This window comes from Exiguobacterium abrahamii (assembly GCF_015645365.1).
Lineage (GTDB): Bacteria > Bacillota > Bacilli > Exiguobacteriales > Exiguobacteriaceae > Exiguobacterium_A > Exiguobacterium_A abrahamii.
Genome location: NZ_JADOYC010000002.1, coordinates 216,454 through 229,466, shown reverse-complemented (window position 1 = coordinate 229,466; position 13,013 = coordinate 216,454). Strand labels below are relative to the sequence as shown.

Sequence of the window (13,013 nt, the reverse complement as noted above, 5' to 3'; positions counted from 1 at the left end):
CTTCTCACCTCACTTTACGGATTGCCATTTGATAGTTCCCAAGTAAGAATTTGATTTCATATTCGGCTGTTGCCGAACGGCAAGACCAAGTCGCTGCATAAATCGAGTGATAGCTTTTAAAATAGATGATGCGATTCGAGGGTGGAACGGTACACGTATGACCATTTTGGAATGTCCGTTGCCATAACAACCGGTCATCCGCAAGGACAAGGTATCCTGTACCGTCTCCTCGAAATCGAAACTGCATCAATGCTTGATCTTGCTTTGAGTACTGCATGAGTCGAAGTGTCTGAATATCTTGTTCCATCAGGCGAACCTCTTGTTCAAGCGGAATCCAGTCCGGTCGTTTTTCAAACAGTGCCGGTAATAAAAAAACAAGTAAACAAGCAATGATTGTCAGCACCGCCGTCATCTCAAATAAGGTAAACCCTCGTTCACTTCGTAAGTTCGCCAGTCTTCGAATCATACGTATACGTCTCCTGATCACAGACGAGAGCATTCGGTTTTTCAGCTGTTCCGCGATTGATTGTCTGGAGCGATTCCGGGTACTTTTTCTCTTTCGCGTAATACAAATTAACCTCTGACCGAATGACTCGAATGTTCGCCTCACAACTCACACCTTTCGCCTGGTCCTTTCCACTTGTCATCGTTGGAATCAAAACGAGCAGTAATAACGAAATGATCAATAAGACGGCTGCCATCTCAAGTAAGGTGAATCCATCCTGTCGCTTTAAGAATTGTTTCATCGTATCGTCTCCTCTGTTTAGAATGGAAGCTGCTGTATCGCTAGCTGAATTGGATAATACAAGATGAGAAACAACGTTCCCGTCATGATCGTCAATCCGCCGTACAAAATCGGCTCGATCCATAACAACTTTTTCTCTAGTTCCTCTTCCATCGACTCATGTAAGAGTGTTGCTTGTTCAAGCAACAACGGCCCAAGATCGCCACTTTCCCGCGCCAAATGGACGATTCCAATCGTCTCGGCTTCGATGATCTCATCTTCGCCAAGCGCTTCTGCAAGTGGTTCCCCTGCCTGTTGTTTAGCATGTAGACGAGCATAGAGATGTCCTTTTTTATTCGCTTGTCCTTGCTCCAGATGACGAAAGGTCTCTTCGAGCGAGAAGCCAGCATCGATGAACGATCCTACTTCGATCGTGAATAAATAGCTGTAGTAGAGACGAATCAATCGCTGTAGCGGTTTCAGTCGTAAAATACGGTTTAACGGAAAGAAGCGAAAAAATAGGTAACCGGAGGTCAACAAAATAACGGGAATACTTGCGAGTAGATACTTCGCAGAGGGGTGAAGAAGGAGATGAAGAAATGAGGGGAGAGTCTTCGGGTCCGACATCTCGAGGAGAGACGGAAATACGTAGAGGGCATAAAAGAAGAACAGAAGGAATAGACTGGTCGCTAGAACAAGCGGATACCGAATCATCTTCCAAAACTTCGATCGCATTTCTGTTTCGAGGTCGAGCAGTTTCACGATTTGGCGAAGAACGAGCAACGGTCGCTCTGTCCTTTCTCCAACAAAAAGAAGTCGTTTTAAGGTATTCGTTAACGCAAGCGGTTCAAGGGATGCTGCAAAGGAGTCTCCTTTTTCAAGACGTTGTTCCATTTCTCCGACTACTTCCGCGAACGGCTGACGCTCGAATCGTTTTAAAATGAGTAACGTCTCTTTCGCGGAAATACCTTTTGATAACAAACGGTGATATCGTTTTAAGAACCGACTTTGATTGCGGCTTGTAAGTTTCTGACGGTACAGCGGACATCCTCTCCTTTTCGCTCGAGATGAATGATGCGTTGACAGACAGCCAGTTCTGACTCTTCGATCCCTAAACTGCGCAATCGCAATCGCGCCTCATCAATACTTCCAGCGTGTAACGTAAATAACACGACGTGACCACTAAGTGCGGCATTCATCGTCAAACGTGCTGCCTCTCTCGTCCGCACCTCACCAAAAGCAATCCAATCCGGATCCGCTCGCAATATTTCCTCAAAACATCGCGTAGCAGTGAAGCCTGCCTTTTCATTTAGTTCCAGTTGTAAGACGTTTGGTACCGTACATTCCACCGGATCTTCAATCGAGATGATTCGCTTTTCTTCCATTGCACTCATCAAGGAATATAACATCGTCGTCTTTCCTGCACCTGTCGATCCAGAAATGACGATACACCCGTGTCGTTGTTCAGCTAACCAAGCGAAGTCCAATTGATTGTGTAATGTTCGTAAAGCCGTCTCTCGAGAGACCGTTGAACGATAGAAGCGCCACGACATCGCATCCCCTTGTCGACTCGGCAACAATGAGACACGCATGCCCTTTTTCCCGTGCGGATACAAACCACTTTGCGGAATCCGCTCATTTTGTTCCTTTAAGTTCGCCTCATAGCGGACATGACTGACAAGTGTCCGGTAACGCGTCAGTTCCACCTCTTCTTGTTCACACAAACCATCACCCGTTCGACAAACGATTCGGACGCAAGCTTCATTCGGTACGAAATGAACATCTGTTGCACCAAGTGATTCGAATCGTTCCATGAGTTGTGTCGTCCATTCCTTCATTTCTCTTCACCTCCCTACCGCAAACAATACACAAAAAAAAGAAGCCGACCAAACCGGCTTCTTTACGATACGTGTGCGATTGTCCGATGTTTACGCTTCGCCAATGTCTCAAGACCTGGTTTATCGTATCCGATAACAAGTTGTTTTCCATCAGTGATGATTGGGCGGCGTAATAATTTCGGATTGTCACTCATGAGGCGTAATAACTCACTGAGTTTCATGTCTTCAATATCAATGCCGAGATCCTTGAAGGCTTGACTGCGTGTTGCGAGCAAACTTTCAATCCCATCCGTCGATAATTTCAACAGTTCCATGAGTTCATCAACTGTTGGAGCATTTCTGAACAGATGACGTTCCTCTACATCAACATGTTCCTCTTTTAACCATGATTTCGTTTTACGACATGATGTACAGCTTGGGTATGTGAAAAAGACTAACTCATTCGTCATTTTTGCTCCTCCTCTCAAAGTGTGGGGCTTCATTACAGTTACTATAGCACGTCAATTTGACTTTGTACACCTTTTGTACAACTATTGTACAACTTTTTTTGAAACTTCATCTTTTGTTCACAGTTATTCCTTAACAATCACTAGAACAGGATGGACGGATGATTGTTTGCTTGGTAAAATAAGTACGTATATTGACTATCTGTCGGATTTAGGGGGTTATAGGAATGGGGAGAATGTACCGCGTACTCGGTTTCTGGACTGGTATCATCGCAGTCATGGCATTTATCGGCGCATTGGGTGGCGATGCAAGCTCAAGTGAGCATACGGATTCATTTTTAGTCATGGGCTTCGTCTTCTTAGCACAAACTGTATTTTTTGCAGCGCTCGGTTACTTGCGCTTAACTGAAAAAACGTATGTCTATATCTTTGGAGCTTACTTAACTGTATTTTTCATCGTCTTTACGTACTGGTCGAACTTCCAGATGTAATGAAAAAAACTCGTCATCCTTTTGGATGGCGAGTTTTTTTAGTCATAGGAATGGATTCGATTTCATCTCTTGACGAATCGTCGTACTCGGACCGTGCCCTGGATAAACCGTCGTATCTGCCGGTAGTTCCGCGATGAGTCGATCCAGTGAACGCATCAATACGTCTTGATCCCCACCGTATAGATCCGTTCGTCCGACGCCTTGCTGGAACAGGAGGTCTCCACCAAACGCGATCCGCTCTCCTTTAAAGTAGAACGTCACACTTCCCGGTGAGTGTCCTGGCGTCTCAAGTACATGCATCGAAAAGCTACCGATCGTCAATCGTCCTGGTTGCAACAGATGGTCTGCTGGTTTCATCCGCATCGGTGGCATTCCGAATTTCGCTGAACCATTCCATTCTGGATTACCAAGCCATCCTGCTTCTTCCGTATGCACGTAGACAGGAGCTTCCGTGAAGCGTCGTAACATATCCACACCTCCGATGTGGTCAAAATGCGCATGCGTCAATAAAATCGCTTTTAATGTTGCTCCCCGACTTTCAATCTCATCGAAAAACCGCATATCTTCTGTACCCGGATCAATGACGAGACATTCCTTGTCTTTAAATAACAAATAACCATTCTCAGATGCCATACCGGAAGTGATCATTACGATTTCCATTCTATAAAACCCCTTTACAATAGACTCTTCTCCTACTATACACGAAATTGTCGAAAGTTCCTGCAACGCCCTCTCGACTTTATCCCGCGAGTCGGATAAACTAAAAAGTGAGATTTAAGTGAAATCTTCGTGAAATTCATAACGTGATTGTTTAAGGGGGAGTACGTCATGCATTTGGATCAACCAATCGGTTGGCTTTTCTTCTTCGTCGCACTCGTCGGCGTTTGGGCCGTCGTTCGTTCACTTAAGAAACGCCAAATGTTTCCACTCGTATTCGCAGGTCTGACTGTCGTCTTATTCGGCTGGTTCGGGATTGCGACATTGATTTACGGCGGTATTCCATCGTAATCAAGATACGCTAAAAAGAGAGATGCCTCACGTATCTCTCTTGAGACTAAAGACAAAGTGCAATTTTTCTCTAACGAGAAAGATTGTACTTTTTTTGTTCGTTTCGAATCGTTTTCCTGGAACAAGCATCGCGCCGCTTCACTTCGCTGCAGGGTCGCTCTTAGGAATCGATGTCGAGTGAACAAAACGCTTCTCTGACCCTTCTTCCGAGTATAAAAAGAATGACGCGTTACCCGCCACTCCTACAGGAAAAAGCGCAATTTCGCGCTGTCAGAGACAAACAAGGCCCGCTTTCCTGCTCGAATGGAGCGGGAAAGCGGGTCTTTGTGTCTCGCCTGAGGAAAGGGCATGAAAAGATGCGTCATTTATTGGTGTCAGCCCTTTTGTCTAAAATCTAAAAAGAGATGCCTCGCGCATCTCTCTTTAGATTTGCCTTTCTACAAAAAACGAATCCACTCGAAAGTAGATTCGTTTTCCTCATCTTATTTTGAAGTTTGAAGGAAACGGAGCAAGTCACCATAGATGACTTTATCCGAAAGTCCTAACTCCTTCTCGGATTGTTTCGTAGATTGTTTACACATCTCCGCTAACTCTCCATCTTTTACTTCTTCACCTGTCTTGCGGTCATAACATGTTTCCTGCGTATAGACCGTTTTGTCTGTTATGACGGAACCATCGCGGAACAGCGCATAATCCTTGTGCTGTTTCGAGAAGAGATCGGTACCGAACAATACTTCATTCTTGAAGTCTTGTCCTAACAGATGAAGCAATGTCGGTTTAATATCGATTTGGCTCGCGACGTCTTCATGTTTAACACCTTTCGTTTGACCCGGTAAATGGATCACGAATGGTACACGTTGCAATTGTGCGACATCATACGGCGTCAACTCATCTTTGTTCATGAGTTCTGCCATCGCAGCATTGTGGTTCGTCGAGATACCATAGTGGTCGCCATAGACCATGAAGATCGTGTCATCCCACGTACCATCTTTTTTCAGACCCTCGATGAATTTACCGAGTGCCATATCTTGATACGCTAGTGCCTGAACATAATGGTTCAACGTCGTAGAACTTGTCTCAAGCGGTGGTACGAGTTCATCTTCTGGTTTTGGCATCTCAAATGGATAGTGGTTCGTCAATGTGATGAACTTCGAATAGAACGGACGTGGTAAATCTTTCAACATCGGCAATGACTGTTCAAAGAATTTATCATCGAGCAAGCCCCACTCCGTCAAATCTGCTGGATCACCTAGGTCATAATCCGTCTCTGAGAAGAAACGATCGACGCCAAAGCTATTGTAGACGATGTCTCGGTTCCAGAACGATTTGTTGTTTGCATGGAAAACAGCTGAATAATAGCCGTCTTCTTTCAACATTTCAGGAGTTGCCCGGAATTCGTTTTCTCCGTTCGTAAAGAATGCTGCACCGCGTCCAAGTGGATAGATTGAGTTTTCGAGAATGAACTCAGCATCTGCCGTTTTCCCTTGTCCTGTGTTGTGATAGAAGTTATCCCATGAATGCGATTCCTTGATCAACTTATTCAGGTTCGGTGTAATCTCTTGTCCGTTTGGTGCTTTTAATCCAACTGCAAAGGATTGTGCCGACTCAAAGGAAACGACGATGACGTTCTTTCCTTTGTACTTTCCGAACATAGCTGGGTTCGGTTCGGCATGTTTTGAATCAATGAAGCTTTGAACTTCCGACAGTTCAGAACTGTCTGCGAGTGCTTTTTGCGCAGATGTCTTCGACTGAATGAGTGCGTCATACATATGGAAGTTAAATGTTCCGATGTTTTTAACGAGCAGTTCTCGGTCAAAGGCACGTGTGAGCAATTCTGGACGTTCTGTCTCAGCAAGCGTCAAGTTTCCAAGGAAAACGACAACTGCTGCAACGAATGCGAGAATCGCGCGTCCACGTGACGCAACGTTTTTTGACATGTCCATTTTCCGTAAGAAGAACGGTAAGATGATCAAGTCACCGACGATCAATAAATCGGACCAATTCAAGAGTGACCCGAGCGATGCAGAAACGGTCTCTGCATTCGATGTTTGGAACAATACCGGCAACGTCAGATAGTCATTAAAGAAGCGGAAGAAAATGATGTCCGCATATAAAATGAGTGTCGCGACGAACAATGTACCGTAGATGAACCATTTTTGAACATTTCCCCGGAAGAAGAAGCTGAACCCGAACATGAAGAGCGCTGAACTAATTGGGTTAATTAGTAGAATGAATGCTTGCGCAGAGTTTGTTACGGGAACGTTGAAGAAGAGTGTATACGCTAAATACGTTTTTAACCAAATCAATAAGGTCGCAATCCAAAAGAGCTTATGCTCTTTATAGGTGCTGCGAACGCCTTGACCCATCTTTAGGCGCATTCGCGACCAGATGTTTGCGTCTTGCTGCATAAAAACCTGCCTCCTAATTTACATGTGCTTTCTGCTTTCAGTTCACACAACTTACATCATAATTTACATATACCCATATCACGTGAAAATTTTACGCTTAGTTTTACAAAAATGCAACTGGAATCCGGAAGATACTTAACAATCACACAATTACTGTACGTTTGTAAACAAAAAAAAGATTCGCTGAAGCGAACCTTTTACTGAAATTGAATATTATCATTTTTTGAGAAACATCTGCTTCGCAAGCCATGCACAGCCGATGACTCCGGCATCGTTTCCAAGCTCGGCAATCTTGAACGTCGTCGATCCGAAAACCCGTGGTAAAGCAAAGCGTTCGAACTGTTGACGGAGTGGTGCAAGCAATGTCTCGCCAGCTTTTGAGACACCACCACCGATGACGATGATTTCCGGGTTGATACTGTTCGCTAAGTTGGAGATGGCAAGACCGAGGTGGAACGTCACTTCTTCTACGACTTCCGTTGCGATCCGGTCTCCTTTCTCATACGCTTCGAATACGTCTTTCGCCGTCACTGCCTTGATGTCGTTGAGTAACGTTTCCTTCCCTTTACGCTTCTCGAGACCAAGACGGGCAATCCCTGTTGCTGACGCGATCGTCTCAAGACATCCTTTGCGACCACATCCACATAGAACGCCACCTTCAGGCAACATCGTGATATGACCGATTTCTCCAGCCATTCCGACTGTACCATGCACGATTTGTCCGTTCGTGATCAGACCACCACCGACGCCCGTACCGAGTGTGACCGCAAGGAGTTCGGTTGCCCCACTACCGGCACCTTTCCACATCTCACCGATTGCCGCTGCGTTCGCATCATTTTCAAGAACAGCCGGTAAACCCGTCAAACGCTCGAATTCACCGATGAGTTCAAAGTTGTTCCAACCGATATTGACCGCTTTCTCAACGACACCTGTATTGAAATCAATGAATCCCGGCGCACCGATGCCCGCTCCGACGAAATCTTCTGGTCGTTTATTGCTCTCTTGACACTTCTCAAAGAAGGATTTTGCGATATCTCCAGGAATTTGTACGCCATCATTCAAAACGACCGTCTCGATTTCCCACTTTTCTACGATGATTCCTTGCAAATCCAAAATTGCCATCTTGACTGTCGTTCCGCCGATATCAATGCCGAGTAACCATTTCATTGCTTCGTCTCCCCTATACTCATATAATGTCTGCTTCCTCATTTTACCGGACATAACTCGTTTGCGCAAAGGGTTGCACAATCTTAAATGTTATCGGATTGTGAACGCTTTAATTCATGTCGCAAGATTAGTTTTGCTGAATCGTACTGTCGTTGTTCCAAAACGCCTGCTTCTTGTAATTCATCGAGTTCAAGCATCATCATCGCGATATCGGACGCTCGGTCCCCAAGATAGATGAATGTCCCGTATGTCTTGAGTAATTGCTGTACATCATACAGTGTCTTCATCGACCATCGGCTCCTTTACATAGGCATGTAGCAAATCATATGTCGCTTGTAACGACGTCTCATGTGTACGTTCGTACGAATGACTCGATTCGATTCCCGGACCGAACAATCCGTGCCGGACGTCGTGGCCCGCACTTACTGCTGCTGAGGCATCCGAGCTATAGAACGGATAAATATCAACCTTATATGGAATACTATTACGTTGTGCTAAGCGCGTTAACTGGTGGCGTAAAGCCAAGTCATACGGACCTGAACCATCTTTCGCACAGATCGAGACCGTGAATTCATCCGAATGCTGACCGTCTCCTAGCGCTCCCATGTCGACCGCGATGTATTCTGCGACCTCGTCCGTGAATCCAGCATTCCCACCGAATCCAACTTCTTCGTAATTTGAAATCAGAATCTGGATCGTGTGTGGCAGCTCGATTGTTTTCCATTCCTTGATCAATTCAAGTAACAAAGCAACGGATGCTTTATCATCGAGATGGCGCGACTTCACAAATCCCGTTTCCGTATAGAGGAATCGCGGATCAAACGTTACGATGTCTCCTACTTCAATCCCCGCAACGCGCGTCTCTTCTGCTGTCGTCGAACGAATGTCTAATCGTACTTCGATATTATCAGCGGATCGTTCCGTTTTGTTCGTCTCGCGCGACGTATGAACACTCGAATGATGGAACACGATCGTACCTGAAACCGTTTGACCGTCCATCTTGTGAATGAGACAGTTCTCACCTTCGATCGCTGTCCAAGCATATCCCCCTAGTTGTGATAAACGAAGTCGTCCTGTTGGTAGAATCTCTTTCACCATCGCTCCTAGTGTGTCGACGTGTGCCGTCAGTAACCGCGTACGCGTTGAAGCACCAGGTAGTGTCGCTAAAATCGCTCCTTTTTCAAGTTTTCGATACGTGACCCCTTCTGCGATCAATCGCTTTTCTACATATGTAATCGCTTCTTTTGTCGAACCTGTTGGACTCGGAATCGAGACAAGCTCTTCAATCGTACGTATGACTTCTTTCATGTTCATTCGCTCCCTTTCAATCGGACTACGACGTGACATCCGCTTTGTTCTCATGATAACAAATATTCATTCTTTGCCGATACTGATATCTTACGGATACCATGCGAAAAAGCTGTAGCACTTTTTTTTGCTACAGCTTCTTTCCACATCATCTGAAGAAATTAGACGTACTTCTTCATCCAAATATCATCACGATATGTGCCGTCTTCTAATTTTACGGAATCTGGATCTTCGGCATATACTTCAAAACCGAGCGACTCATAAAGATTTTGCGCGGCCTCGTTCCCTGATAAAACGGCAAGAATGACTTGCTCAACGTCCGGTAACTTCTTCGCTTCCTCGATTAAGGCTTCCATTAAAGCGCGACCAGTACCACCGCGATATTCAGGTGATACGTATACTCCAGAAATCATCGCTTTATGCGATTCACGTGACAATTCATATGGTTTGACCTGACCAAACCCAAACAATGTATCACCGTCGAACATACCAAGCCAAACCTCATCGGAGTCGGGTTCTCCCTCAAGTCCTTCTTGTACTTCGCGGAGCGGGGTTTGCTGTTCATCATCAAACGAATGACCGAATGCATCTGGATGATTTTTTAATCCCTCAAGGCGTAGATTCCAGTATTGTTCTGCATCCTCTTTAGTTAGTTTTCGAAAAGTATACATGACTGTCGGTTCTCTCCTTTTTGGGTATCATGACGTACAAAAAAATGACGTAAAAATGCTTCTATCTCTTACTTAACCCTTTTCTAGTAAAATAAAACCTAGATTTTTTTCTTTTTACTACTGGACGAATAGATGTGATTTTTTATGTATTCGTTCTCTACATCAAAAAAACTCAAGTGTGGACAATATGAAGCAAGTCCGACACTTGAGTTTTTTGCTACTTTATTTCGTAATACCTTCATCATGATGCGTACGCTTATCCTTGCAAGACGGGTTCAAGCGTCTGACGTAATACATCAGCAGAATGATGGAATTTCTTCAACTCTTCTTCCGTCAATGAAACTTCAATGATTTCACGCACACCTTGACGATTGATGATGGCGGGAACTCCAATATGGATACCGGAAATTCCGTACTGCCCATCGACATGGGCGCCGACCGTCAATAGACAGTTCTCATTTCCGAGGATGGCACGAACGATCCGAACGAGTCCAAGCCCAATCGCATAGTAGGTTGCCCCTTTGCGCTCGATGATATGATAAGCAGCATCTCGGACGTTGATGTAGATTTGATCAAGATCTGCTTGAGAATAACGATCGTCTTCAGCAAGTAGTTCATCAATCGTTTTTCCATAAATGCGGCTGTTACTCCAGGCTGCAAATTCCGTGTCACCATGTTCGCCAAGAATATAGGCATGGGCATTTCGGGAATCAATGTGAAAGTATTCTCCAAGCATTTGACGCAGACGTGCTGTATCCAGCACCGTTCCTGATCCAAATACGCGGGATTTCGGAAGACCGGAATATTTCCAGGCAAGATGCGCCATGATATCAACCGGATTGGAAGCCACAACGATGATCCCATCAAAACCAGAATCCATGATTTGACGAATCATTTCTTTCATGATCAACGCATTCTTTGCGACGAGATCGAGTCTTGTCTCACCTGGTTTTTGTGGAGCGCCTGCCGTGATGACGACGACTTCCGCTTCGCGGCAGTCTGCGTAGTCACCAGCCCATATTCGCATCGGTGAAGAGCTAAATGGTGTTCCGTGGTTTAAGTCCATTGCCTCGCCCTCTGCTTTGGCTTTGTTGACATCAATGATGACGAGTTCTTCACAAAGTCCAGCTGTTGACATCTGATAGGCAAAGCTTGAACCGACTGCACCAGCTCCAATGAGGGCTACCCGTGTCACTTTCGCATGTAATTCCATATCGTTATGTCCACCCTTTCATTCGTCCTAAGAGTTTGTTAACTATCTCACAAGTAAATTGTAACATCTTTCACATTCTTTGTATCATGTGAAATTAATCACATTTGTCCATTTTGTGTCATTGATATCCTAACATAAGGAATTACATACTCATATACTTTCCAGTTACCAGAATCGAACGATGATAAACCCGATTCCACTTGCCAAACCGCTCGTTAAGACATTGACAGCATCGTTCCCTAAAAATCGAATGCCCGAAACGTAAGCGGTCGGTTGACCATGGTGCTCTCGCTTTTCTGTGTATTCCCCACAAACCGTACATCGGTAAACGCGTTGCCCTACTGCTCCAAATAGTGTATCCAATAGGCTCCCAAGTACACCGATGCTTGTTACGAGTAAGACGTCCCTTAAAGAAAGAGAAAATATCCAATGCGCTGCTATCGCGATGAACGCAGCTCCTGCGATCGTACCTACCGTTCCAATCAGCGACATCGCTCCACTTGTTCCTGCTGGTACCCGGCGTAACGTTTTGAGCGACCATGGATCACGTTTTGAGAGCGGTCCGATTTCGGATGCCCACGTATCAGCATTCGATGCTGCGATGACGAATAGAAATAACAAGAGATACGCAAAATCCATCGTCATGGCATACGCTAAGGCAGCAACGAACGCTAGCCCTCCATTCGCAAGGACCTGCCATCCGTCACGCGCGCCGTCTTTCTCAACGATGGAGTCGACCGATTGTTTTCTGGACCGTCCGACCTTCGATAACAGACTCGAGCTACCAAAGAAGAGTAAGAGTACTACTAATCCTTGCCAACCGAATCCGAATGAGACACCACTACCGACGAGCAGGGTCATGATCGCACCACTTGTCGTCAATAAACGAAAAGATCGTCCGGTCCAAGCAAGCAATAGACAAAACAAAATGGTCGCGCTCAACATCGGATGACCTCTAAGTCAGTGACGATCAGGTCAACGGGGATATCAAAGGCTTCCACTTCGAAATCTGGAAGAAGTTGTTCAGAAAAGGCAATCGATACTTTACATCCTGTATATGGCACGAGTGCACGATCGTAATAGCCTCCTCCCCATCCTAAACGATAGCCGTCCCGACGATAGGCGCGACCTGGAACGAGGCAAAGCTCTGCTTGATCAAGTGAGGCGCGACGTGCTGAAGCGATCGGTTCAGCAATCCCCATCTGATTTGCTTGCAGTTGATCTTCTGGTCCATGTTCATAAAAGACCATCTCGTCTCCGACTACTTTTGGTATCAAGACCGTCTTGCCCTCTTGCCACGCTTGTCCAATCAGCATTCTTGTATCACATTCATTTCGAAAAGCTAACGTGATCGCGACACAGGTCGCTTGTTGCCATTCAGGTAGTAACAAGACATGTTCGTGAATCAATCGTTCCTTTTCCGCACGGTTCTCCATCACATCTAGTCGTTCTTTGATCAGACGGCGTACTTCTTGTTTGTTCATAGTTGTCTTCCTTTCCACAAAAAAAGCCATCACACGAAGTGACGGCTTCCATCTCAATTATTTCACTTCACGGTGAAGTGTGTGCTTACGGAGACGTGGGTTGTATTTCTTCAACTCAAGACGCTCTGGGTTGTTACGCTTGTTCTTTTTAGTGATATAAGTACGGTCACCAGTTTCAGTGCAAGCTAATGTGATTTTAACGCGCATGGGATTCCCTCCTATCTAGCTCTCGATGTATCAAGTGATTTTGCTTTA

General features: G+C 45.3%; 17 protein-coding genes. 2 read left to right on the top strand and 15 right to left on the bottom strand.

Annotated features, from left to right (window positions below):
* Window positions 1-4 precede the first annotated feature (4 nt).
* From ITJ88_RS10850 to ITJ88_RS10830, 5 genes are all read right to left on the bottom strand, one after another.
* Window positions 5-466, bottom strand: coding sequence for a type II secretion system protein (locus ITJ88_RS10850; RefSeq protein WP_058704325.1), 462 nt, complete (start codon window positions 464-466; stop codon window positions 5-7).
* Window positions 435-746 carry a competence type IV pilus major pilin ComGC gene (locus ITJ88_RS10845; RefSeq protein WP_195865657.1) on the bottom strand — a complete coding sequence of 104 codons (312 nt, stop codon included), beginning with the start codon at window positions 744-746 and terminating at the stop codon, window positions 435-437. Before ITJ88_RS10845 ends, ITJ88_RS10850 begins: the two co-directional genes overlap by 32 nt.
* A gap of 17 nt (window positions 747-763) precedes the next feature.
* Window positions 764-1,705 (bottom strand): type II secretion system F family protein, encoded by a 942-nt coding sequence (locus ITJ88_RS10840; protein WP_058265105.1) that lies wholly within the window; start codon window positions 1,703-1,705, stop codon window positions 764-766.
* Window positions 1,706-1,719: 14 nt separating this feature from the next.
* Window positions 1,720-2,562 carry an ATPase, T2SS/T4P/T4SS family gene (locus ITJ88_RS10835; protein WP_087679860.1) on the bottom strand — a complete coding sequence of 281 codons (843 nt, stop codon included), beginning with the start codon at window positions 2,560-2,562 and terminating at the stop codon, window positions 1,720-1,722.
* 62 nt (window positions 2,563-2,624) lie between these two features.
* A complete protein-coding gene (locus ITJ88_RS10830; protein ID WP_023467556.1) occupies window positions 2,625-3,011 on the bottom strand; it encodes a Spx/MgsR family RNA polymerase-binding regulatory protein in 387 nt (128 codons plus the stop codon).
* A 224-nt stretch (window positions 3,012-3,235) separates the two neighbouring features.
* Here ITJ88_RS10830 and ITJ88_RS10825 point away from each other — a divergent pair, with 224 nt between their 5' ends.
* Window positions 3,236-3,499: a DUF2626 family protein gene (locus ITJ88_RS10825; protein WP_023467555.1), complete on the top strand. Its 264-nt coding sequence runs from the start codon at window positions 3,236-3,238 to the stop codon at window positions 3,497-3,499.
* 42 nt (window positions 3,500-3,541) lie between these two features.
* On the opposite strand, the gene ITJ88_RS10820 is transcribed toward ITJ88_RS10825, so the two are convergent.
* The gene (locus ITJ88_RS10820; protein WP_195865656.1) at window positions 3,542-4,159 is read right to left on the bottom strand and encodes an MBL fold metallo-hydrolase; all 618 of its coding nucleotides are present in this window, start codon (window positions 4,157-4,159) and stop codon (window positions 3,542-3,544) included.
* Window positions 4,160-4,327: 168 nt separating this feature from the next.
* On the opposite strand from ITJ88_RS10820, the gene ITJ88_RS10815 reads away from it, so the two are divergent.
* Complete coding sequence (locus tag ITJ88_RS10815) at window positions 4,328-4,507, top strand: DUF2759 domain-containing protein (RefSeq protein WP_023467553.1); 180 nt, start codon at window positions 4,328-4,330, stop codon at window positions 4,505-4,507.
* Between the two features lie 482 nt (window positions 4,508-4,989).
* Here the strand turns inward: ITJ88_RS10815 and ITJ88_RS10810 are convergent, their stop codons facing one another.
* The 9 genes from ITJ88_RS10810 to rpmG form a co-directional block, all read right to left on the bottom strand.
* On the bottom strand, window positions 4,990-6,915 hold the full coding sequence (locus ITJ88_RS10810) for an LTA synthase family protein (protein WP_058704329.1): 1,926 nt from the start codon (window positions 6,913-6,915) through the stop codon (window positions 4,990-4,992).
* Between the two features lie 216 nt (window positions 6,916-7,131).
* Window positions 7,132-8,082: an ROK family glucokinase gene (locus ITJ88_RS10805; RefSeq protein ID WP_195865655.1), complete on the bottom strand. Its 951-nt coding sequence runs from the start codon at window positions 8,080-8,082 to the stop codon at window positions 7,132-7,134.
* 83 nt (window positions 8,083-8,165) lie between these two features.
* Window positions 8,166-8,369: a YqgQ family protein gene (locus ITJ88_RS10800; protein WP_023467550.1), complete on the bottom strand. Its 204-nt coding sequence runs from the start codon at window positions 8,367-8,369 to the stop codon at window positions 8,166-8,168.
* A complete protein-coding gene (locus ITJ88_RS10795) occupies window positions 8,353-9,390 on the bottom strand; it encodes a M42 family metallopeptidase (protein ID WP_195865654.1) in 1,038 nt (345 codons plus the stop codon). Before ITJ88_RS10795 ends, ITJ88_RS10800 begins: the two co-directional genes overlap by 17 nt.
* A 161-nt stretch (window positions 9,391-9,551) precedes the next feature.
* Window positions 9,552-10,061 (bottom strand): GNAT family N-acetyltransferase, encoded by a 510-nt coding sequence (locus ITJ88_RS10790; protein ID WP_023467548.1) that lies wholly within the window; start codon window positions 10,059-10,061, stop codon window positions 9,552-9,554.
* Between the two features lie 256 nt (window positions 10,062-10,317).
* Window positions 10,318-11,274 (bottom strand): L-lactate dehydrogenase, encoded by a 957-nt coding sequence (locus ITJ88_RS10785; RefSeq protein ID WP_023467547.1) that lies wholly within the window; start codon window positions 11,272-11,274, stop codon window positions 10,318-10,320.
* 165 nt (window positions 11,275-11,439) lie between these two features.
* Complete coding sequence (locus ITJ88_RS10780; protein ID WP_149426962.1) at window positions 11,440-12,219, bottom strand: DUF92 domain-containing protein; 780 nt, start codon at window positions 12,217-12,219, stop codon at window positions 11,440-11,442.
* A complete protein-coding gene (locus ITJ88_RS10775) occupies window positions 12,213-12,758 on the bottom strand; it encodes a 5-formyltetrahydrofolate cyclo-ligase (RefSeq protein WP_195865653.1) in 546 nt (181 codons plus the stop codon). The genes ITJ88_RS10780 and ITJ88_RS10775 overlap by 7 nt, the downstream gene beginning before the upstream one ends.
* 57 nt (window positions 12,759-12,815) lie before the next feature.
* Window positions 12,816-12,965 (bottom strand): 50S ribosomal protein L33, encoded by a 150-nt coding sequence (gene rpmG / locus ITJ88_RS10770; protein WP_012369771.1) that lies wholly within the window; start codon window positions 12,963-12,965, stop codon window positions 12,816-12,818.
* Window positions 12,966-13,013: the final 48 nt, after the last annotated feature.

Bases quoted from the DNA above. Each gene is read 5' to 3' on its own strand.
- ITJ88_RS10850 (WP_058704325.1), bottom strand. From the start codon at position 466: ATGATTCGAAGACTGGCGAACTTACGAAGTGAACGAGGGTTTACCTTA.
- ITJ88_RS10845 (WP_195865657.1), bottom strand. From the start codon at position 746: ATGAAACAATTCTTAAAGCGACAGGATGGATTCACCTTACTTGAGATG.
- ITJ88_RS10835 (WP_087679860.1), bottom strand. From the start codon at position 2,562: ATGAAGGAATGGACGACACAACTCATGGAACGATTCGAATCACTTGGT.
- ITJ88_RS10830 (WP_023467556.1), bottom strand. From the start codon at position 3,011: ATGACGAATGAGTTAGTCTTTTTCACATACCCAAGCTGTACATCATGT.
- ITJ88_RS10825 (WP_023467555.1), top strand. From the start codon at position 3,236: ATGGGGAGAATGTACCGCGTACTCGGTTTCTGGACTGGTATCATCGCA.
- ITJ88_RS10820 (WP_195865656.1), bottom strand. From the start codon at position 4,159: ATGGAAATCGTAATGATCACTTCCGGTATGGCATCTGAGAATGGTTAT.
- ITJ88_RS10815 (WP_023467553.1), top strand. From the start codon at position 4,328: ATGCATTTGGATCAACCAATCGGTTGGCTTTTCTTCTTCGTCGCACTC.
- ITJ88_RS10810 (WP_058704329.1), bottom strand. From the start codon at position 6,915: ATGCAGCAAGACGCAAACATCTGGTCGCGAATGCGCCTAAAGATGGGT.
- ITJ88_RS10805 (WP_195865655.1), bottom strand. From the start codon at position 8,082: ATGAAATGGTTACTCGGCATTGATATCGGCGGAACGACAGTCAAGATG.
- ITJ88_RS10800 (WP_023467550.1), bottom strand. From the start codon at position 8,369: ATGAAGACACTGTATGATGTACAGCAATTACTCAAGACATACGGGACA.
- ITJ88_RS10795 (WP_195865654.1), bottom strand. From the start codon at position 9,390: ATGAAAGAAGTCATACGTACGATTGAAGAGCTTGTCTCGATTCCGAGT.
- ITJ88_RS10790 (WP_023467548.1), bottom strand. From the start codon at position 10,061: ATGTATACTTTTCGAAAACTAACTAAAGAGGATGCAGAACAATACTGG.
- ITJ88_RS10785 (WP_023467547.1), bottom strand. From the start codon at position 11,274: ATGGAATTACATGCGAAAGTGACACGGGTAGCCCTCATTGGAGCTGGT.
- ITJ88_RS10780 (WP_149426962.1), bottom strand. From the start codon at position 12,219: ATGTTGAGCGCGACCATTTTGTTTTGTCTATTGCTTGCTTGGACCGGA.
- ITJ88_RS10775 (WP_195865653.1), bottom strand. From the start codon at position 12,758: ATGAACAAACAAGAAGTACGCCGTCTGATCAAAGAACGACTAGATGTG.
- rpmG (WP_012369771.1), bottom strand. From the start codon at position 12,965: ATGCGCGTTAAAATCACATTAGCTTGCACTGAAACTGGTGACCGTACT.